General features: G+C 62.5%; 18 protein-coding genes and 1 pseudogene. 11 read left to right on the top strand and 8 right to left on the bottom strand.

The features are described 5' to 3' along the window. Positions 1-77 precede the first annotated feature (77 nt). The gene (gene glmM / locus KPG71_RS15305) at positions 78-1,418 is read left to right on the top strand and encodes a phosphoglucosamine mutase (protein ID WP_216338888.1); all 1,341 of its coding nucleotides are present in this window, start codon (positions 78-80) and stop codon (positions 1,416-1,418) included. Positions 1,419-1,501: 83 nt separating this feature from the next. After that, a complete protein-coding gene (locus tag KPG71_RS15300; RefSeq protein WP_216338886.1) occupies positions 1,502-2,947 on the top strand; it encodes a mannose-1-phosphate guanylyltransferase/mannose-6-phosphate isomerase in 1,446 nt (481 codons plus the stop codon). Positions 2,948-2,955: 8 nt separating this feature from the next. Here the strand turns inward: KPG71_RS15300 and KPG71_RS15295 are convergent, their stop codons facing one another. Then, complete coding sequence (locus KPG71_RS15295; RefSeq protein ID WP_216338884.1) at positions 2,956-3,672, bottom strand: GntR family transcriptional regulator; 717 nt, start codon at positions 3,670-3,672, stop codon at positions 2,956-2,958. Then, positions 3,669-5,033 carry a formimidoylglutamate deiminase gene (locus KPG71_RS15290; RefSeq protein WP_216338882.1) on the bottom strand — a complete coding sequence of 455 codons (1,365 nt, stop codon included), beginning with the start codon at positions 5,031-5,033 and terminating at the stop codon, positions 3,669-3,671. Before KPG71_RS15290 ends, KPG71_RS15295 begins: the two co-directional genes overlap by 4 nt. 79 nt (positions 5,034-5,112) lie before the next feature. On the opposite strand from KPG71_RS15290, the gene hutI reads away from it, so the two are divergent. Genes hutI through KPG71_RS15265 form a run of 5 tightly spaced genes read left to right on the top strand, consistent with a single transcriptional unit; the run spans position 5,113 to position 10,697 of the window. Further along, complete coding sequence (hutI, locus tag KPG71_RS15285) at positions 5,113-6,303, top strand: imidazolonepropionase (protein ID WP_216338869.1); 1,191 nt, start codon at positions 5,113-5,115, stop codon at positions 6,301-6,303. Next, the gene (gene hutH / locus KPG71_RS15280) at positions 6,300-7,835 is read left to right on the top strand and encodes a histidine ammonia-lyase (RefSeq protein ID WP_216338868.1); all 1,536 of its coding nucleotides are present in this window, start codon (positions 6,300-6,302) and stop codon (positions 7,833-7,835) included. The genes hutI and hutH overlap by 4 nt, the downstream gene beginning before the upstream one ends. Next, a complete protein-coding gene (gene hutG, locus KPG71_RS15275) occupies positions 7,835-8,629 on the top strand; it encodes an N-formylglutamate deformylase (RefSeq protein ID WP_216338867.1) in 795 nt (264 codons plus the stop codon). Before hutH ends, hutG begins: the two co-directional genes overlap by 1 nt. Further along, complete coding sequence (gene hutU / locus KPG71_RS15270; RefSeq protein WP_216338866.1) at positions 8,626-10,293, top strand: urocanate hydratase; 1,668 nt, start codon at positions 8,626-8,628, stop codon at positions 10,291-10,293. The genes hutG and hutU overlap by 4 nt, the downstream gene beginning before the upstream one ends. Beyond that, on the top strand, positions 10,290-10,697 hold the full coding sequence (locus KPG71_RS15265; protein ID WP_216338865.1) for a DUF1810 domain-containing protein: 408 nt from the start codon (positions 10,290-10,292) through the stop codon (positions 10,695-10,697). Before hutU ends, KPG71_RS15265 begins: the two co-directional genes overlap by 4 nt. A gap of 18 nt (positions 10,698-10,715) precedes the next feature. On the opposite strand, the gene KPG71_RS15260 is transcribed toward KPG71_RS15265, so the two are convergent. From KPG71_RS15260 to KPG71_RS15250, 3 genes are all read right to left on the bottom strand, one after another. Further along, a complete protein-coding gene (locus KPG71_RS15260) occupies positions 10,716-12,002 on the bottom strand; it encodes an ABC transporter substrate-binding protein (RefSeq protein ID WP_216338864.1) in 1,287 nt (428 codons plus the stop codon). A 92-nt stretch (positions 12,003-12,094) separates the two neighbouring features. Further along, entirely contained in the window at positions 12,095-13,471 is a 1,377-nt protein-coding gene (locus tag KPG71_RS15255; RefSeq protein WP_367397366.1) for a hypothetical protein, read from the bottom strand. A gap of 102 nt (positions 13,472-13,573) precedes the next feature. Beyond that, positions 13,574-14,434, bottom strand: a complete 861-nt coding sequence (locus KPG71_RS15250) for an SDR family oxidoreductase (protein WP_216338862.1) — start codon at positions 14,432-14,434, stop codon at positions 13,574-13,576. A 135-nt stretch (positions 14,435-14,569) separates the two neighbouring features. Between KPG71_RS15250 and KPG71_RS15245 the strand changes: the two genes are divergently transcribed. After that, positions 14,570-15,058: a transglycosylase SLT domain-containing protein gene (locus KPG71_RS15245; protein WP_216338861.1), complete on the top strand. Its 489-nt coding sequence runs from the start codon at positions 14,570-14,572 to the stop codon at positions 15,056-15,058. Here the strand turns inward: KPG71_RS15245 and KPG71_RS15240 are convergent. Beyond that, a pseudogene (locus KPG71_RS15240) lies at positions 15,059-15,492 on the bottom strand (VOC family protein). A 98-nt stretch (positions 15,493-15,590) separates the two neighbouring features. On the opposite strand from KPG71_RS15240, the gene KPG71_RS15235 reads away from it, so the two are divergent. From KPG71_RS15235 to KPG71_RS15225, 3 genes are all read left to right on the top strand, one after another. Continuing rightward, a complete protein-coding gene (locus KPG71_RS15235; RefSeq protein ID WP_216338860.1) occupies positions 15,591-17,075 on the top strand; it encodes an AMP nucleosidase in 1,485 nt (494 codons plus the stop codon). Between the two features lie 131 nt (positions 17,076-17,206). After that, entirely contained in the window at positions 17,207-17,494 is a 288-nt protein-coding gene (locus KPG71_RS15230) for an HU family DNA-binding protein (RefSeq protein ID WP_216338859.1), read from the top strand. A gap of 73 nt (positions 17,495-17,567) precedes the next feature. Next, on the top strand, positions 17,568-18,443 hold the full coding sequence (locus tag KPG71_RS15225; RefSeq protein WP_216338858.1) for a DMT family transporter: 876 nt from the start codon (positions 17,568-17,570) through the stop codon (positions 18,441-18,443). A gap of 168 nt (positions 18,444-18,611) precedes the next feature. On the opposite strand, the gene aroC is transcribed toward KPG71_RS15225, so the two are convergent. Then, positions 18,612-19,715 carry a chorismate synthase gene (gene aroC, locus KPG71_RS15220; RefSeq protein ID WP_216338857.1) on the bottom strand — a complete coding sequence of 368 codons (1,104 nt, stop codon included), beginning with the start codon at positions 19,713-19,715 and terminating at the stop codon, positions 18,612-18,614. Between the two features lie 127 nt (positions 19,716-19,842). Then, positions 19,843-20,961, bottom strand: a complete 1,119-nt coding sequence (gene ald, locus KPG71_RS15215) for an alanine dehydrogenase (RefSeq protein ID WP_216338856.1) — start codon at positions 20,959-20,961, stop codon at positions 19,843-19,845. Positions 20,962-21,065 lie beyond the last annotated feature (104 nt).

Below are 21,065 nucleotides of genomic sequence, written 5' to 3'. Positions count from 1 at the left end.
CTGCAGCAAGGCTAAGGAAAGACATCGAATATCAGGGGCACGACATTGCCCCGGTCAGACCATGAAGGATCGCGATCATGTCGCAGAAACTTTTCGGCACCGATGGTGTCAGGGGCCGCGCCAACAGCTGGCCGATGACAGCGGAAATGGCCCTGAAACTGGGCGAGGCGGCAGGCCGTTATTTCCGGCGCGACAAGCAGGATCACCGCGTGGTGATCGGCAAGGACACGCGCCTGTCTGGCTACATGATCGAGAATGCGCTGACCGCCGGATTCACCTCGACGGGGATGAACGTGTTCCTGCTGGGCCCGATGCCGACCCCGGCCATCGGATACCTGACGCATGGCCTGCGCGCCGATGTGGGCGTGATGATCTCGGCCAGCCACAACCCGGCCAGTGACAACGGCATCAAGTTCTTCGGCCCTGACGGATTCAAGCTGAGCGATGACGCCGAGGCGGGCATCGAAGCCCTGATGAGCGAGGGCGTCGCACCGACCGCACCCGAAAACATCGGCCGTGCCAAGCGGTTCGAGGATGCCCGTGGACGCTATGTGGAATATGCCAAGACGACCTTTCCGTCACGCCGGAGGCTCGATGGGCTGCGCATCGTGGTGGATTGCGCAAACGGCGCGGCCTACAAGACAGCCCCGGCAGTGCTGTGGGAACTGGGCGCCGAGGTGATTGCCCTAGGGGTCGAACCCGATGGCACCAACATCAATCAGAATTGCGGATCGACCCAACCGGCGGCAGCCGTCAGGAAGGTGATCGAGACCCGCGCCGATATCGGCATCTGCCTTGATGGCGATGCCGACCGGGTGGTTCTGATCGACGAGAAAGGCCAGGTGGCCGATGGCGACCAGATTATGGGGCTGATCGCCTCGCGGTGGGCCGAAGGTGGACGGCTGGCCGGGAATACCCTTGTGGCGACGGTCATGTCCAACCTGGGGCTCGAGCGGTTCCTGAACGACCGCGGCATCGACCTCAAGCGCACCTCGGTCGGAGATCGCTATGTGGTCGAGGAAATGCGTAGCGGCGATCACAACCTGGGCGGCGAACAGTCGGGTCATATCGTGATGACCGATTACGCCACCACCGGCGACGGGTTGATCGGCGCGCTGCAATTCCTTGCCTGCATGGTGGAAACAGGACGCAAGGCCAGCGATCTGGCCCGCGTGTTCGAGCCCGTGCCGCAAAAACTGATCAATGTGCGCTATGAGCCGGGCAAGGCCCCGCTGGAGACCGCCCCGGTGCAGGAGGCGATTGCCGAAGCCGAGAAAACCCTTGGCCGCGATGGCCGGTTGCTGATCCGCAAATCGGGGACCGAACCCCTGATCCGGGTCATGGCAGAGGCCGTGGACCCCGCATTGCTGGATCGTGTGCTGAACACCGTTGTCGCAGCAGTCGAACGCGAAAGCTAAGCGTAACGGGACAGTGCCGATGGCTTGCCCTGATCGCCCCGATGCAGTTTAACTGTGACTGTCAATCACGAGGGCGGGCAGCCATGCAATCCATTACACCAGTGATCCTTTGCGGTGGGTCCGGCACGCGGCTCTGGCCGCTGTCGCGCAAGGGCTATCCCAAGCAGTTCGCCCGCATCACCGGGCCGGACAGCCTGTTGCAGTCATGTGCCAAACGTCTGAGCGGCAACACCGAAACACTGCAATTCGCACCGCCGGTCGTGCTGACGAATACCGATTTCCGTTTCATGGTCACGGAACAGTTGCTGCAGGCCGGGATCGACCCCGGTGCCGTGCTGATCGAGCCCGAAGCCCGCAATACCGCCCCTGCCGTTCTGGCCGCCGCATTGCATGTTGCGGCCACCGATCCCAACGCGCTGTTGCTGGTTGCACCGTCCGATCATGTGATCCCGGATACCCCGGCCTTTCATGCGGCAATTCAGGTGGGTGTCGCCGCTGTCGAAAGCGGGCGGCTTGTGACCTTCGGCATCGCGCCCACGCATCCTGAAACCGGCTATGGGTATCTGGAACTGGAAAGCGCGCCCGACACCTCGGGCACGGCCAAGCCGTTACTGCGCTTTGTCGAAAAGCCGGACGGCAAGACCGCGAAAGGCATGGTCGAAGCTGGCAATTTTCTGTGGAATGCGGGGATTTTCCTGTTTTCGGCGCAGGCGATCATCGACGCCTATGCGGATCACGCCCCCAACCTCATGTCACCTGTGCAACGGGCAGTTGACGACGCCAAAAGCGATCTGGGTTTCCTGCGCCTCGATCCTGCCGCATGGGCCACGGCGGACAGCATTTCGATCGACTTCGCAGTAATGGAAAAGGCCGGGAACCTGTCGGTCGTTCCATTCACGGGGCATTGGTCGGATCTGGGAAGCTGGGCGGCGGTTCAACAGGAAAGCGGTGTCGACAGCGATGGGGTTGCCACTTCGGGGCCGGTTACGGCGATCGAGTGCGAGAATGCGCTGTTGCGCTCGGAGAGCGAGGGGTTGGAACTGGTCGGTCTGGGCCTGAAGAATACCCTGGTAGTGGCGATGCCCGATGCCGTGCTGGTCGCCGACATGAGCCGCACGCAGGATGTGGGCCAGGTGGTCAAGACATTGCGTGCCAAGGGCGTGGCGCAAGCCGACAGCTTTGCCCGCGATCATCGCCCTTGGGGATATTTCGAAACGCTGGCCCTGTCCGACCGGTTTCAGGTCAAGCGGATCGTCGTGAAACCCGGCGCGGCCCTGAGCCTGCAAAGCCACTTGCACCGCGCCGAACATTGGATCGTGGTGTCCGGTACGGCCAAGGTCACCATTGACGAAGAGATCAAACTGGTCAGCGAGAACGAGTCCGTCTACGTCCCGCTCGGCGCCGTGCACCGGATGGAAAACCCCGGCAAGGTGCCGATGGTTCTGATCGAAGTGCAGACCGGCAGCTATCTGGGCGAGGATGACATCATCCGCTACGAGGATGTCTATGCCCGCGACAGCGATAGCTGAGCCGGATTTTATCCGGCGCTGTCGCTCTGTGCTCCGATCCGGGTATGAATCCGGTATCCAGGGGCATAGGCCAGCCGAACGGCGGTGACGGCGCAATCGTGATCCCATGTGGTCCGCGAGACCACGAAAAGCGGAGCACCCTCTGCGGTGTTCAACAGGCTGGCATCCTGCGCCGAGGCCGCTTCGGCAGAAAATGCGATATCCCCGTGGGTATAGGGCGCATGGGCCAAGAGCCATTCGTTCGCGCTGATCCCGGTGAAATCGGCCCCGCGTGCGTCGGGGGTGGTTTTCAGGCTGATCCAGCGATCCTCGAAAACATAGGGCGCGCCATCGCCACTGTGCAGCGCGGTGACATGCAGGGCGGGCCCGGCCCCAAGAGTTGCCCGCACCGGGGCTGGCGGGCTGGCGGTATCGCATGCCAGAAGGCGGTAGTCATAATGCTGGCCGCGTTCTTCGATTTCCTGACGGATAACGGAAATATCGACGGTCGCGCGGGTGACCGGATGCAGCGCCACGCGCGTGCCCGCCTTGCGGCGACGGTCCAGCAGCCCCTCTTCGGCCAAGGCGCGCAGGGCGCGATTCACCGTGGCACGGGCACAGCCGAATTCCTGCGCCAGATCCACCTCGTTCGGGATGACATGGCCCGGTGGCCATTCGCGCGCATGAATACGGCGCAGAACTTCGTCCTGAATGGCCTGCCAGCCTTTGACATGGTGTTTGGTCATAGGGCCTCGCGCAGTGGTTTCATGGCGCGAGCGTAATCGCGCAATATCCGGTCGCGCGCATGGTGGCGGCCATCCTGAACCACATGACGCCCCGCCGACCAGACATCGCGCACCATCGCGTCGCTGCCCGCGAACAGCCAGCAATCCAGCAACGTGTCGCCCTGTTGATCCGTCAGATCGACATGCCCCGCATCCAGCGCCAGCAGATCGGCAAACGCGCCCTCGGCAATCCGCCCGCTATCGCGCCCGGCGGCCTGCGCCCCACCTGAACAGATCGCATCGAACAGGCGGCGGCCCGTGGATTTTTCGGGCGTGGCCAGAACTGCGCGCGACCGGTCGCGCAGCCGTTGCGAATATTCCAGCGTGCGCAGCTCTTCGGACAGCGAGATGCGGATATTGGAATCCGAGCCCACGGCGATCCGGCCACCGGCCTGCAACCAGCGGACCCCGTCGAATATCCCGTCTCCAAGGCTGGATTCGGTGATCGGACACAGCCCGGCAACGGCCCCGGTCTTTGCCAGTCCTTCGGTTTCATGAGGCTGCATCTGCGTGCAATGGATCAGGCACCAGTTTTCATCGACAGGCACATTGTCCAGAAGCCATTCGACCGGGCGAGCCCCAAGCGCGCCCTGCACTTCTTCGACCTCGGCCAGTTGTTCGGCCAGATGCATATGAACCGGCCCGTCCTGAGCCAGTTCCGGCGCGCGCGCCACATCCTGCGGGGTAACGGCGCGCAGGCTGTGCGGGGCCACGCCAAGGCGCGCATCGGAGGACAACGCAGCAAGCGCCTGCCGCGAGTCTTCGACCAATCGCGCGAAACGCTCGGGATCGTTGCCAAAACGGATCTGACCCGCGGTCAGGTCGCGCCGGTCACACCCCCCGAACTGGTATTGCACGGGCAACAGGGTAAGGCCGATCCCCGTAACCTGCGCCGCCGCCACGATACGCTGTGCCATCTCAGACAGTATGTCATAGGGCACACCGCCCGGCGCATGGTGCAGGTAGTGGAATTCGACATTCGTGGCGTACCCGGCTTCGAGCATTTCCATCTGCACAAGGGCTGCAATGGCCTGCACCTGCTCCGGGTCCAGCCGATCAAGAAAGCGATACATCAGTTTGCGCCAGGTCCAGAAACTGTCACGCGGATCGGGGCCGCGCCCTTCGGTCAGGCCGGCCATGGCCCGCTGAAACGCGTGCGAATGCGCATTGGCCGGGGCCGGCAACAGGATGCCCGTGCGATAGCCGCAGACAGGCCGATCTGCGGCGACCGACGCGATGCGCCCGGACGTGTCGAGCGTGACGCAAACATCCCGCGCCCATCCAGAAGGCAGCAGCGCCTGTTCGGCCCAGATTTGTGTCATCCCCAACTCCCGTCTTGACGCAATTATTATGTCTAGACATAATGACATCAAACGACTCGCAAATCAACAAGGTTTCGACATGCTTCTGCGAAACGCACGAATAGCCACAATGTGCGACGGCCCGGATTATGGGCTGATCGACAAGGGCGCTGTGCTGATCGAAGGCGACCGGATCGCGTGGGTCGGGCCCGAGGCGGACCTGCCCGCCACCCATGACCTGCAAGGCGAAAACATGGAGGGGCGGCTGATCACCCCGGCCCTGATAGATTGCCATACCCATATCGTGCATGGCGGCGACCGCGCGGGCGAGTTCGAGATGCGCCTTGGCGGGGCCAGCTATGAGGAGGTGGCACGCGCGGGCGGCGGTATTGTATCCACCGTGCGGGCCACCCGCGCGGCCAGCGAGGATGAATTGCTGCGTAGCGCGCTGCGGTTCGCGGATGCCCTGATTGCCGAGGGCGTTTCGGTGATCGAGATAAAATCAGGCTATGGGCTGGATATCGAGACCGAGTTGAAAATGCTGCGCGTGGCGCGACGCATCGGGCAGGTCCGCCCGGTTCGTATCTGTACGAGTTTTCTGGGGGCGCACGCGGTGCCGCAGGAGATGCAGGGCAATCCCGACATGTATATTCAACAGGTCTGCATCCCCGCATTACGGCAGGCGGCCGCCGAAGGGCTGGTCGATGCGGTGGATGGGTTCTGCGAGGGGATCGCCTTTACCCCCGAGCAGATCGAACCCGTCTTTCAAGAGGCGCAGCGCCTTGGATTGCCCGTCAAGTTACATGCCGAACAACTGAGCCAGTCGGGCGGCACACAACTGGCCGCGCGCTACAGGGCATTGTCTGCGGATCATGTGGAATATGCCGGTGAGGCGGATGCCGAAGCCCTGGCGCGATCGGGGGGGACGGCGGTATTGCTGCCGGGCGCGTTCTACACACTGCATGAAACGCAAAAACCCCCGGTCGATGCCTTTCGCAAGCACGGCGTGCCGATGGCGCTGGCCACCGATTGCAATCCCGGCTCATCGCCTTTGTCCTCGCTGTTGCTGACCATGAACATGGGCTGCACCCTGTTCGGCCTTACCCCGGCCGAGGCGCTTGCCGGTGTCACCCGCAACGCGGCCCGCGCCCTTGGGCTGAGCGATAGCGGGCAGGTCGCTGCGGGGCAACGGGCCGATCTGGCGATCTGGAACGTCGTGCAACCCGCAGAACTGGCATACCGCATCGGTTTCAACCCGCTGTATCAGCGGATTTTCGGAGGGAAGGAATGACCGAGACTCTTGTTCCCGGAACGGTTCGACTGGATCAACTTGAAACGATCTGGTGCGAACGGCGCAATGCCATACTTGACCGTATGGTGCGCCCGCAGGTCGAAGCCGCAGCCGATCTGGTTCGCAAGGCCGCCGAAGGCGATCAGGCGATCTATGGCGTGAATACCGGCTTTGGCAAACTGGCCAGCGTCAAGATTCCCGCCGATCAAACCGCCACGCTGCAACGCAACCTGATCCTGTCGCATTGCTGCGGTGTGGGCGAAGCGCTCGATGTGGCCACAACGCGCCTGATGATGGTTCTGAAGCTGATGTCACTGGGCCGGGGGGCGTCGGGCGTGGCGTGGCAGACCATCGAGTTGATCGAGGCGATGCTGGCCGCCGATGTCATTCCGGTTGTTCCCGATCAAGGATCGGTCGGGGCGTCGGGCGATCTGGCGCCCTTGGCCCATATGGCCGCCGTGATGATCGGTGAAGGGGAGGCATGGGCCGGCGATACCCGCCTGCCGGGCGCCGAGGCGCTGCGGCGCGCAGGGTTGGAGCCCATCGTTCTTGGCCCCAAGGAAGGGCTGGCGCTGATCAATGGGACGCAGTTTTCAACCGCCTGTGCGCTGGTCGGGCTATGGGGGGCCTGGCGCAATGCGCAAAACTGCATCGTGACGGCGGGGCTTTCGACGGATGCGATCATGGGATCGACCGCGCCCTTGCTGGATGACATCCACACGTTGCGCGGCCATCCCGGACAAATTCATGCCGCACGCGCACAGCGCGCCCTGATGGACGGCAGCGAAATCCGCGAGAGCCATCGCGAGGGCGACGCCCGCGTCCAGGACCCCTATTGCATCCGCTGTCAGGCACAGGTCAGCGGCGCGGCCATCAACCTGTTGCGCCGCGCGGGCGACGTTCTGCAGATCGAAGCGAACGCCGTGACCGACAACCCCCTGGTGCTGGTCGGCGAGGGGCGTATCGTCTCCGGAGGGAATTTCCATGCCGAACCCGTCGGCTTTGTCGCCGACCAGATCGCCATGGCCATTTCCGAGATCGGCGCCATTGCGCAGCGCCGTGTGGCGCTGATGGTGGACCCGAACCTGAGCTTCGATCTGCCGCCGTTCCTGACGCCGGAACCGGGGCTGAACTCGGGCCTGATGATTGCCGAGGTCACCACCGCCGCACTGATGAGCGAAAACAAGCATCTGGCCAATCCCTGCACCACCGACAGCACCCCCACGAGCGCCAATCAGGAGGACCATGTCAGCATGGCGGCCCATGCGGCGCGACGCCTGACAAGGATGAACGCGAACCTGAACGCGATCCTCGGGGTCGAGGCGATTTGCGGCGTGCAGGGTATCGGGTTTCGGGCGCCTTTGAAAACCAGCGTGCCTCTGCAACGTGTCATCGCGCGACTGCGCGAGGCCATTCCGGCAATCGAAGCGGACCGTTATCTGGCGCCGGATTTGGAAAGCGCTGCGGCGCTGGTGCGCGGTGGCGATCTGGTATCCGCCGCCGGGCTGACCATGCAAATAGGAGAGATGTGATGGACCCTGTCGAAATTGTCTCGGGCGACAGCCCGGTGGTTTTGGGATTACCGCATACGGGAACGTATGTTCCGGCGGACATTCGCAATAAACTGAATGACCTGGGCAAGGCACTGGCCGATACCGATTGGAATATTCACAAACTGTATGACGGGTTGCTGGCCGGCGTGACCACGGTACGCGCCACGTTCCACCGCTATGTGATCGACGCCAATCGCGATCCTTCAGGGCAAAGCCTGTATCCCGGTCAGAACACGACGGGCCTTGTTCCATTTACGGATTTCGAGGGCGAGCCGATCTGGAGCCATCCCCCGTCTGGCGGCGAGGTCGAACATCGGCGCGAAACATGGCATGCCCCATATCATGCCGCACTGGAGGCTGAACTTGCCCGCGTCAAAGCCAGGCATGGTGTCGCGATTCTGTATGACTGCCATTCAATACGATCACGTATTGAATATCTGTTCGACGGCACATTACCCGACTTCAACATCGGCACGAACAACGGCGCCACCTGCGCGCCCGTCATTGCCGAGAAGGTCGAACAGGTTTGCCGCGCGGCACAGGGTTACAGCACCATCGTGAATGGCCGGTTCAAGGGCGGCTGGACCACACGTCACTACGGACAGCCCGAAACGGGCATCCACGCGATTCAGATGGAACTGGCCCAGTCCACCTACATGGAGGAAGCCGCGCCATGGCCCTATCTGCATGACCGCGCCGAAGCCCTGCGCCCACATCTTTCCGACATCCTGCACCGCCTGGAGCGTCTGGCCCTTGAAGGAGCATTGACATGACCGACCCTCGTCACAACGCCCGAGACATCTATCCCGACACCGGCACGCAGATCAGTGCCAAGCATTGGGTGACCGAGGCCCCGATGCGGATGCTGATGAACAACCTGCACCCGGACGTGGCGGAAAATCCGCATGAACTGGTGGTCTATGGTGGCATCGGGCGCGCGGCACGCACATGGGAGGATTACGACCGGATCGTTTCCACACTGAAAGGGCTGGACGAGGACGAAACCCTGCTGGTGCAGTCGGGCAAGCCGGTGGGCGTGTTCCGCACCCACAAGGATGCGCCACGCGTGTTGATCGCCAATTCCAACCTCGTCCCCCACTGGGCCAACTGGGATCACTTCAGCGAACTCGATAAGAAGGGCCTGATGATGTACGGCCAGATGACTGCGGGATCGTGGATCTATATCGGGTCTCAGGGCATCGTGCAGGGCACCTACGAAACCTTTGTCGAGGCCGGACGCCAGCATTACGACGGCACCCTGACGGGCCGCTGGATATTGACCGGGGGCCTTGGCGGCATGGGCGGTGCGCAACCGCTGGCGGCAGTTATGGCCGGGGCCTGCTGTCTGGCCGTGGAATGCGACGAAAGCCGCGCAGAGTTCCGCAAGCGCACGCGCTATGTGGACGAGATCACCCACAGCCTTGACGACGCATTGCAGATGATCGACCGCTGGACCAAGGCGGGCGAGGCGAAATCGGTGGCGCTGATCGGCAATGCGGCGGATGTGTTTCCCGAACTGGTCCGGCGCGGCGTGAGGCCTGATATCGTGACCGACCAGACCAGTGCGCACGACCCTGTGCACGGCTACCTGCCACAAGGCTGGAGCGTGGCCGAATGGCGCGCCAAACAGGATAGCGACCCAAAGGCCGTGGAAAAGGCCGCCCGCGCCTCGATGCGGGTGCACGTGCAGGCGATGGTGGATTTCTGGAACGCAGGGGTTCCGACGCTGGATTATGGCAACAACATCCGGCAGGTGGCCAAGGACGAGGGGCTGGAAGATGCCTTTGCCTTTCCCGGTTTCGTGCCCGCCTATATCCGCCCGCTGTTCTGCCAGGGAATCGGGCCGTTCCGCTGGTGCGCTCTGTCGGGCGATCCCGAGGATATCTATAAAACCGATGCCAAGGTGAAGGAGTTGATCGACGATCCACACCTGCACAACTGGCTGGACATGGCGCGAGAGCGGATCGCGTTTCAGGGCTTGCCGGCGCGGATCTGTTGGGTTGGTCTGGGCCTGCGGCACCAACTCGGGCTGGCGTTCAACGAGATGGTCCGCACTGGCGAATTGTCGGCACCCGTGGTGATCGGGCGGGATCATCTGGACAGCGGCTCGGTCGCCTCGCCCAATCGCGAAACCGAAGGGATGAAGGACGGTTCGGACGCGGTGAGCGACTGGCCATTGCTGAACGCGCTGCTGAACACCGCGAGCGGCGCGACCTGGGTCAGCCTGCATCACGGCGGTGGCGTGGGCATGGGGTTCAGCCAGCATTCGGGAATGGTCATCTGTTGCGACGGAACAGAAGACGCCGACCGCCGGATCGAACGGGTTTTGTGGAACGACCCGGCCACAGGCGTCATGCGCCATGCCGATGCGGGCTATGACATCGCTCTGGATTGCGCACGCGAGCACGGGCTGAACCTGCCCGGTATCCTGAAATGAGCCTTGAGCGTTTTACGGACGCTCAGGCGCGTGTCTGGCCCCGCCCGCTGGAGGAGATCAGGGCGGGGCGCAAGACATCGCATTGGATGTGGTACGTCTTTCCCCAGCTATGTGGTTTGGGCCATTCCCCCACCGCACAGCACTATGGCATTGCCGATCTGGATGAGGCACGGGCCTATCTGGCCCATCCGGTTCTGGGTTCGCGCCTGAGCGAAATCAGCCGCGCCATGCTGGACCATTCAGGCACACCGCCCGAGGCCATTCTTGGGCCGGTCGACGCGCTCAAACTGCGGTCATGCGCGACATTGTTTGCTGCGGCGGGGAACGACCCGGTTTTCGAGCAAATTCTTGACGGGTTCTATGACGGAAACCCGTGTGAGGCGACGCTGGCCATGCTTGGCTGACGCCGCCTCACACCGCGATCAAAGCGGCTGTTTGGTGTAATCCACCTCGTCAGGATAGAATGTATCCTCGATCGATGTGGTGTGAACCTTGACCAGATTTCCATTCTCGACTCGCGAGATGTGTTGCTGACCAAAGACCTGATGGGTCTTGCCGTTGAACATCTTGGGCCCTTGGGGGTGCTCATTGGAATGCGGCATGGTCGTCATGGCCTCGACCGCCTCGATCAATGCGGCGCGGTCTTGCGGCCCCTGATACCCCGCAGCCTCCATGCCGTTCTTCACGACATAAAGCGTTTCCCAGCATCCAAACATGTGGCCATAGGTGGATACATCTGTGGGATCGCTGATTGACGCGCCGCGATCATCCACGCCCACTTGTTCGCGGTAGAACTTTTCAAACTCGGTCTGATCGGGCTGCGCGTGGCGCGGCATGCCCTCCCAGAAATGGGTGCCTTCGAGGAACTCAAGGCCGGGGCTGTCGATGGCCACGGCTTCGAGGCTGTCGATGAACCCGAACAGTTGCGGGCCCTGCCCCCCGAAGAATTCGCCCATTTCCTTGACGAAGGTCAGAACGGCCGGGCCGACCATGACGTGATAGATCACCTCGGTATCGCGCGGGATCTTCGGGAAATACTTGGTGAACGAGGTTTCGGTCGGCGGGATGGCCAGCTTGGCCACGACCTCACCGCCCTGCGCCTCGACTGCCTGTGAAAAGAAATCGCGATGATCGTGACCGAACGCATAATCGGGGAAAATCAGCGTGACCTTCTTGCCAAGATTTTCAGTCACGAATGGGGCCATCGACATGACCTGACTTTTCACATCGGTGATACCGGGCTGAAGCGTGTAGCGGTTCAGGATACCGCTGGCGACGTGGTGGCCTTCGGAAACCACGAAATACGGCAGTTTCAATTCCCCCGCCCGCGGGGCCGAGCCCGTCACCACATGCGAAAACAGCGTACCGAAAGCGATATCGCAATTGTGCTGCGTTGCGAATTTCTCGACCACCTCGGCGCCGCGCTTGGGATCGGTGCCATCGTCCTCGGCCACGATTTCGACCGGGCGGCCATTGATGCCGCCAGCCTCGTTGATCAGGCGCACGGCAGCCTGGGTCGTGCGATCATACCAGCGGCCATAAGCGGCCCCGATGCCGGTACGGTGCACCTGAAACCCGATACGGATCGGTTCGGCGCTTTGGGCATGGGTATAGCGCGCCCAAAGCGGCATGGTGGCGGCAGCTGCCGCGCCTCCGGCCAGTGTCTTGAGCGCCACGCGGCGCGACGGGCCTTTGGAGTTCTCAGTCATTGCGAATGTTCCTCTGTCCTGCGACTGACCATATTGTGAAACTTTTGCTTATCTTTATTGCAAGATATTTTTACATGTTTGCGCAACCGGGTTCAGACGCCTCTGGGGGAGGCCAGCAGCCAGAGCCCGAAAAACGTGTACCCGATCATGAACGCCGCCAGCGGCGCTTGCCCCAGTATGGCCCGCCAGTTGCTGCCATGTCCACGCACCGCCACCGCATGAGCCAGCAAAATCGCGATCACATGGCCGATCACCACCGCGCCTGCCTGCGTCAGCCAGATCAGTTTGACCGTTGCAGGTGTATTCAGGAACCCGGTTGTCACGTGAAAATCCCCCAGCCCCAACAGGTCGGCGCCGGTGTTCAGCGGATCGGTCAGCCAGGCGATCACATACTGACCGTCGACCAGCAGCACCGTCAGATAATGTGCGATGTGATAGGCTAGGGCAATCGGCAGGAGCGACGGCGCGAAAAGTCGGACCGCTTCGGCTGTGGGCCGGCGCGTTCCGGCCAGCCGCTCGCCGAACGCTAGGCAGGCGGCGAAAACCATGATCAGAGCCAGGTTGGCCACCAGCATACCCACGAGGTTCTGCGTGATAACAGCGGAGCGACCGGGAAATTCCAGCGGGTTGATCCCGAGAAACCCCATCCACAGGAAGGTTTCGTTTACTCCGTCGAAACTGCCGGTGCCCAGCATGAGGATAATGAACACCGCCAGCCCGCCCGAGACCTGCGGCCGTGTCAGCCCTTGCCAGCCCCACAGGCCCACGGCGATACGCCCGCGCAGGCGCCCCAGCAGGCCGACACGGGCATAGGCGCGCATCAGGATGGTCAGCGCTTCGCCCCGCACCATCCAGCGCGGTCCAAACAGCGTGACCCCCATCAGCGTCAGATACCAGTAGCCTCCCACCACCAAGGCCAGCCGCCCCGGATCGGTCGGCGCGGGATCGGCCAGCAAGAAACCACCGAATCCAAGGAAAATAACAATACCAGGCGCATACCCCAGCACCGATGGATACCGCATCAAGGCGGTTGAGCCGGTCAATCGGCCCAAAACGGCGGCCGGGCCGGTCCAGGGGTTGGTCCAGCGCCAGTGATTGCCGATGATCCCCTGCAGAGACACCATCGCAACCCACCAGACCACCCAGATGAACAATGGCAGCGGATTGACCAGCGGATCGTGCGTTCCGGTCAGACCGCGCCATACCAGAAACGCGACAAGTAAAGCGGACAGGCAGCTTGTCACATGGTGCAACGCAATATCAGGGCGCGGAATTATCGCGAACGGATGAAACAACCGAGTCGCCACCCAGGACGGCAGGACAGCCAGCAAAATCACGGTCAGGGCAACAACGGCCACTCCGGCGGCGCTGTAGATATCCGTGGGCAGCAACAGCACGAACCCCTGTTCGGAGGCATGCGCAAATGCCTGCCCCGCGACAAGGGTCACCCCTCCGGATATGAGTACCACTCGGCGCAACCGCTGATCTCCGATACCTGCCGGGACAAGATTACCGCCACACCCGGCCCTTGCCATGGGGTAAATCACCTCACCCGTCCGCGCCGATCGGGATCAGGCGTCGCCAGTCGCCTCGAGCAGGGCTTTCAAGCCGCTGCGATAGTCGGGATGGATCAGACTGACGCCTAGTTCCTGCTTGATCCTGGTGTTGTCCACACGCTTGGATTCAGCATAGAAGCTACGCGCCATGGGGGTCATCCCGGCTTCGTCGAATGGCACCTCGGGCGGGGCGGGCAGGCCCAGCAACCCGGCCGCATAGCCGATCACGTCCTGCGGCGGGGCCGGGTCATTGTCACAGACATTATAAGCCGCGCCGGGATTTGGTTGCCGGATCGAAGCCTCGAGAACCTGCGCGATGTCGTCGACATGGATGCGGCTGAAAACCTGCCCCGGCTTGACGATGCGCCGGGCCGTCCCCTGCCGGACCTTTTCGAACGGGCCGCGACCGGGGCCGTAAATGCCTGCCAGCCGAAAGATATGCAGCGGCAGATTTGGAATGGCTCGCCATGCGGCCTCGGCATCTACACGCATCTGACCGCGCCGGGTGGACGGGGTAAGGGGGGTGTCCTCGGTGACCCAACCGCCCTGATGATCGCCATACACTCCGGTGGTCGACAGATACCCTGCCCACTCCAGCCGCGGGGCGATTGCCGCGATCCTGTCATGATACAGGTTCAGAACCGGATCGCCCTCAGCATCCGGCCCGGCCGAAATCAGCAGATGCGTGGCCGTATCGAATGCCGTGGACAGATCGCCATTGGGCCACAGGATGGGCGTCACGCCCTCGGCGCGAAGGTTGTCTGCCTTGTCCGGGTTGCGGGTGGTGCCGTAGATCGTCCAGCCCTGCGGCAGCAGCCGCCGTGCCAGCGCACGGGCCGAATACCCATGCCCGAAAGAAAGAAGTGTCTTGGTCATGGGGCATGAATTGGACATACGAGGCGCAAAGGCAAGGGCGAAGACGCCGGCGACCTTTCGCCGCCGCATGCCGCGGGCTCTGGCCTATCCGTCGCCATCGGTGGCAAACTGCGCCAAACTCTTGCCGGAGATCCCATGGCCAACCTGACCCGCCGTTCCGCCCTTGCCCTGATCAGCGCTGCCCTGATGTCGGGATGCGCCTCGTCCAAACGCAGCCCCGTCGCGGCCACCAGCGGCCCGGCCATGCCGCCGCTTTACCCCAACGAAACGCCCGAGCTACGACGCCTGATCAACAAATATTCCGATCTGTATCAGGTTCCCAGTTCGCTGGTGCACCGGCTGGCCATCCGCGAAAGCACACACCGGCCCTGGGCGCGCAACGGCCCATATTACGGGCTGTTGCAAATCCTGCCGCAAACCGCGCGCACCATGGGATTTCGCGGTCACCCCGATGATCTGCTGGATGCCGAAACCAACTTGAAATACGCGGTCAAGTATCTGCGCGGCGCATATCTGGTGGCTGACGGTGATCCCGATGAGGCGATCATGTGGTATGCGCGCGGCTATTATTACGAAGCCAAGCGCAAGGGCCTGCTGGTGGAAACCGGCCTGCGCCCGGCCTGATCATCCTGCCACACCCGACAATGGCCGGGATGGCACCCACGCATAGCCATCGGCGCACAGAATGTAACATTCGCGTAGCCCGTGAGGCTTGTCGGTGGGGTTTGCAGGATGGTGCCACCTGCATCCTCGGCCCGGCTGGCGGCCAGGTCGGGGTCGCAATCATAGAGCCTGATCTCGACCCCCGCGCCGCGCGGCGGGTTCTCGGGCAACAGGGTCAGCAGGGGATTTTCAACATAGGTACCGTCTGCGTGCAACTGCATCACATGCGTCCCGTGGGCCATGATCGCGAAATCGGCCGAAACCCGATGTGCGGTCATCCCGAACACCGTTTCCAGAAACCGCGCGCTGCGCGGCACATCCGTTACCAGAATATTGAATCCGAACCCGCGCAAGGATGCGCCGAATACCTCGGGGCTGACCGTTTCATAGTCCATGAAGCACCACGCCTTACCGTCCGACCGTCGCGGGAATGGTTGATTGCCCCCCGCCCCCATGTCAACGTCGGACCCGACACGACCCGCAAGGATTGCGCATGACTCCCAATGATGCAGGCGTCCGGTTTCAAACGCCGGAGCAACCTGAACCGCAACAGTTCACCGATGCCGGACAGGCCGTCGATCATCTCATCCAGATGTATGAGACGGCGACCGGCTTTCTGTGCGAGGCGTTCAATCAGGTCATGCGCGGCAAACAGCCGCTACAGCGCATCCGCGCATTTTATCCCGAAATCCGCATTACCACGGCCAGCTATGCGCAGGTCGACAGCCGCCTGAGTTTCGGCCATGTCGCGGCACCAGGCACGCATACGGCCACGATTACCCGGCCCGATCTGTTTCGTGGCTATCTGGAACAGCAGATCGGCCTGTTGCTGGAAAACCACGGCGTTCCGATCACCATTGGCCAATCGGACACTCCCATTCCCATTCATTTTGCCGTGGCGAACGATCCGTCGATCACCGTGCCGCAGGAAGGGGCGGCGGAATTCACCCTGCGCGATGTGTTCGACGTACCCGATCTTGGCACCACCAATGACGACATCGTCAACGGCACCCATCACCCCGCGCCGGATGGCTCCGAGCCGCTGGCATTGTTCACCGCGCAACGCGTCGATTACTCTCTGGCGCGTCTGTCGCACTACACGGCGACAGACCCCGGACATTTCCAGAACCACGTTCTGTTCACGAACTACCAGTTCTATGTCTCGGAATTCGAGGCCTATGCCCGCGAGATGCTTGGCGATCCCGACAGCGGCTATACCGAGTTTGTCGGCACCGGGAACGTAACCATCACGGCAGCCGATCAACCCTTGCCGATATCGGCCAAACAACCCCAGATGCCCACGTTTCACCTGAAACGCGCGGATGGATCGGGGATCACGCTGGTCAATATCGGCATTGGCCCGTCAAACGCCAAAACGGCCACTGATCACATCGCCGTCTTGCGCCCTCATGCATGGCTTATGGTCGGGCATTGCGCCGGGCTGCGCAATACCCAGAGGCTGGGCGATTTCGTGCTGGCGCATGCCTATCTGCGAGAGGATCGCGTTTTGGATGCCGACCTGCCGTCATGGGTGCCGATCCCGGCCCTTGCCGAGATACAGATCGCCCTGGAAGAGGCTGTCGAAACCGAAACCCAGATGGAAGGCTATGACCTGAAACAGGTCATGCGCACCGGCACCGTGGCGAGTTTCGACAATCGCAACTGGGAACTGCGCGACCAATCCGGCCCGGTGCAGCGGCTCAGCCAGTCGCGCGCCATCGCACTGGACATGGAAAGCGCCACGATCGCGGCGAACGGATTCCGGTTTCGTGTGCCCTATGGGACGTTGCTTTGCGTCTCGGACAAGCCGCTGCATGGCGAATTGAAGCTGCCGGGCATGGCCTCGGATTTCTATAAAACGCAGGTGGCACGGCATCTCATGATCGGCATTCGCGCCATGGAAAGCTTGCGCCAGATGCCCCTGGAGCGTATCCACAGCCGCAAATTGCGCAGCTTCAGCGAGACGGCTTTTCTCTGACGTTGCGAAAATCACCGCAAAATCCATGAAAAACACTTGCTTTTCGCCACTATTCGTTGTGTTTGGTCACAAGATACAGTTAAATTCTGCACATGAGGCCCATAGATCGGGCAGTTGAAGGAGACCATGAAATGGCAAAACCGATGACCAAAACCCAACTCGTAGCGGCCCTGGCCGAAGAAATGGGCAGCGACAAGAAATCCGCAAGCACCGCACTGGATGCCGTGACCTCGATCATCACGCGCGAAGTGTCGGGCGGCGGCGCCGTCACCCTGCCCGGCGTCGGCAAAATCTATTGCCGCGAGCGCCCCGAGCGCATGGTGCGTAACCCCGCCACCGGCGAACAGATCAAGAAAGAGGCCGACAAAGTCGTCAAGATGACGATCGCCAAGGCCCTCAAGGACAGCGTCAACGGCTGAACTTGAAAACCGCGTAAGTTTCGGAAAGGGTCGCCCCGACAAGGGGCGGCCCTTTTCCATTGGGAGGCAGGCAATGAACATTCGGGCGATCCTGACGGGGCTGGCCTTTGCCGCCATGTGGTCCAGTGCCTTCACCACGGCGCGGATCATCGTGGCCTCGGCGCCGCCCTTGACGGCCCTCAGCCTGCGCTTTCTGATCTCGGGCGTGCTCGGGGTGCTGATCGCCCTTGCCCTGCGGCAGACCTGGCGTCTGACGCGCGCGCAATGGCGCGCCACAATCGTCTTTGGAATATGCCAGAACGCCTTGTATTTAGGGCTTAATTTCATGGCCATGCAAACCATCGAGGCGTCTCTTGCCGCCATTGTCGCCTCCAGCATGCCCCTCATGGTCGGGTTGGCAAGCTGGGCCATCTTCGGGGAAAAGATCGGCCCGGTCGGAGGCCTGGGTCTGGTGACAGGCGTCGTCGGCGTCAGCATCATCATGGGCACGCGCCTGCAGGGCGGAGCCGACCTTTACGGCGTGGCCTTGTGCGTGGGCGGAGCCCTGGCCCTGGCCCTGGCAACCCTGACGATGCGCGGTGCAACGTCGGGCGGGAATTTCGTGATGATCGTGGGGTTACAGATGCTTGTCGGCAGCGCCGTTCTGGGCGTGATCGGGCTGGCCACCGAACCGCTGATCATCGACTGGAGCTGGACCCTGGTCGCGGCTTTCCTTTACACGACGCTGGTCCCCGGCCTGGCGGCGACACTGGTCTGGTTCCTGCTGGTCAACCGGATCGGCGCGGTCAAGGCGGCCACGTTTCATTTCCTCAACCCGTTCTTCGGTGTCGCCATCGCGGCGGTTGTCCTTGGCGAGAAGCTCGGCCCCTCGGATATCATCGGGGTGGCGGTGGTCATGGTGGGTATTCTGGCCGTCCAACTGTCACGCCAGAAACAGGTTTCGGCCTGAAAGCCGGCGAATCAGCGTTAACGCCAACGCATACAGTAAAATGTGCAATCGGCGTCACATCGGTAAAACGTCGGTATTGCATCGGTGCGCGACACCGATCCCGGTCGGGTTAACAGGGCGGTCGGGCCTTACACAAGCAAACCGGCACGCCAAAGCCGCAGATGCGGATCACCCGATGGTACCGCGCGGCCCCTCACCAACCTGTCCGCGATGCAGCAAGAAATGGTCCAGCACCACACAGGCCATCATCGCCTCGCCCACGGGGACGGCGCGGATGCCGACGCAGGGATCGTGACGACCCTTGGTCACGACTTCGGTCGGGCTGCCATCCAACCGGATCGAGCGGCGCGACGTCAGGATCGACGAGGTCGGCTTGACTGCGAAACGCACCACCACGTCCTGCCCTGTCGAAATACCGCCCAAGATACCCCCCGCGTGGTTCGAGGAATATTCCGGCCCGTCCTTACCCATGAAAATCTCATCGGCATTCTCGGTGCCGGTGAGGCGCGCGGCGGCCATGCCCTCGCCGATCTCCACGCCCTTGACCGCATTGATCGACATCATCGCGGCGGCCAGATCGGTATCGAGCTTGCCATAGACCGGCGCACCAAGCCCTGCGGGCAGGCCACGGGCCACCACCTCGACCTCGGCCCCGACCGAGTTCTTGTCCTTGCGCAGCCGTTGCAGGTAGGCTTCCCATTCGGGCGCGGCAGCGGCGTCGGGAACCCAGAAATCGTTACCGTCGATGGCGGCCCAGTCAAACCGTTCGCGGTCGATGGCCAGCTCGCCCATACGAGTCATGTAGCCCTTGATCTCGATCCCCGGAATCAGCGCATTCAGCGCCGCCCGCGCCACGCCACCGGCCGCCACGCGGGCCGCCGTTTCACGCGCCGAACTGCGCCCGCCGCCGCGATAGTCGCGCAGCCCGTATTTCTGGTGGTAGGTGATATCGGCATGGCCGGGGCGGAAGGTCTGGGAAATCTCGCCGTAATCGCGCGAGCGCTGATCGGTGTTTTCGATCATCAACTGGATCGGGGTGCCGGTTGTCTGGCCTTCGAACACGCCCGACAGGATCCTGACCGCATCGGGCTCCTGCCGTTGGGTGGTGTTCTTGTTCTGGCCCGGACGGCGCTTGTCCAGCCATTGTTGCAGGAACGCCTCGTCGATTTCGATACCCGGCGGGCAGCCATCCACCGTCGCCCCAAGGGCCGGTCCGTGGCTTTCGCCCCATGTGGTGACGCGAAACAGATGTCCGAATGTGTTGAGGCTCATGGTCCTGCACTCCTTTGTCCCGGTGTCCTAGCCGGGCATGGGCAGCGCCTCAAGCCATTTTGCGAAACGCAAAACGGGGCCAGCCCGAAAGAAGCGGCCCCGTCTGAAGGCAATGAAAGGTCGCGCCTCAGCCTTTGACGATCTTCTCGGGCGAGATCACGTCGATGCCCAGCGCCTTGCCCACAGCGTAATATGTCAACTGCCCGGCATGGACATTGAGACCGTTCAGCAGGTGCGGATCGTCCGCGCAGGCCTGTTTCCAGCCCTTGTCGGCCAGCGCCAGCATGAACGGCATGGTCGCGTTGCCCAGCGCGATGGTCGAGGTGCGCGCCACGGCGCCGGGCATGTTGGCCACACAGTAATGCACGATCCCGTCCACATCGTATATCGGCTCGGCATGGGTGGTGGGTTTCGACGTTTCGAAACATCCGCCCTGATCAATGGCCACGTCCACAAGCACGGACCCCGGCTTCATCATCGCCAACTGGTCGCGGCGCACCAGCTTGGGGGCCGCCGCCCCCGGAATCAGCACGGCACCGATGACCATGTCCGCCGCCGGAAGCAATTCCGCCAGCGAGGCCTGATCCGAGAACTGCGTCGTCAGGCGGCCCATGAACACGTCATCCAGATAGGACAGGCGCGGCACCGAACGGTCAAGCACGGTCACGTTGGCCCCCATGCCCACGGCGACACGCGCCGCGGCCGTTCCGACGACCCCGCCCCCGACGATCATCACATTCGCCGGACGCACACCGGGCACGCCGCCCATCAGCACACCACTGCCGCCATTGGCCTTTTGCAAGGCCCATGCCCCGCTTTGCGGCGCCAGCCGCCCGGCGACTTCGGACATCGGCGCCAGAAGGGGAAGACCGCCGCGAGTGTCGGTGACGGTTTCATAGGCGATGGCGGTGCAGCCCGAGTCGAGCAGGTCCCTGGTTTGCGCGGGGTCGGGCGCGAGGTGCAGATAGGTGAACAACACCTGACCTTCGCGCAGCATCTTGCGTTCGGCCGCCTGCGGTTCCTTCACCTTCACGATCATGTCGGCGGCGGCAAAGATTTCCTCGGCGGTGTCGAGGATCGTGGCACCTGCGGCCAGGTAATCCGAATCTTCAAAGCCGGCCCCCGTGCCGGCACCGGCCTGAACGATCACCTCGTGACCGTGGGCGATGGCCTCTTGCGCGGCGTTCGGGGTCATCCCGACGCGGAATTCCTGGGGTTTGATTTCGGTCGGGCATCCGATTTTCATTGGGGGTCTCCTCTCCTGAATGATGGGCATAATGCCGCATCTGGCGCGCAATCGGATTGAAAAATCCCTCGCAATTCCGGCTTTGATGTGAATATTCTTCGAAC

Origin of the sequence: Roseovarius sp. PS-C2, assembly GCF_018862045.1 — a bacterium.
Classification (GTDB): Bacteria; Pseudomonadota; Alphaproteobacteria; order Rhodobacterales; family Rhodobacteraceae; genus Roseovarius.
This window is presented reverse-complemented; position numbering and strand designations above follow the sequence as displayed.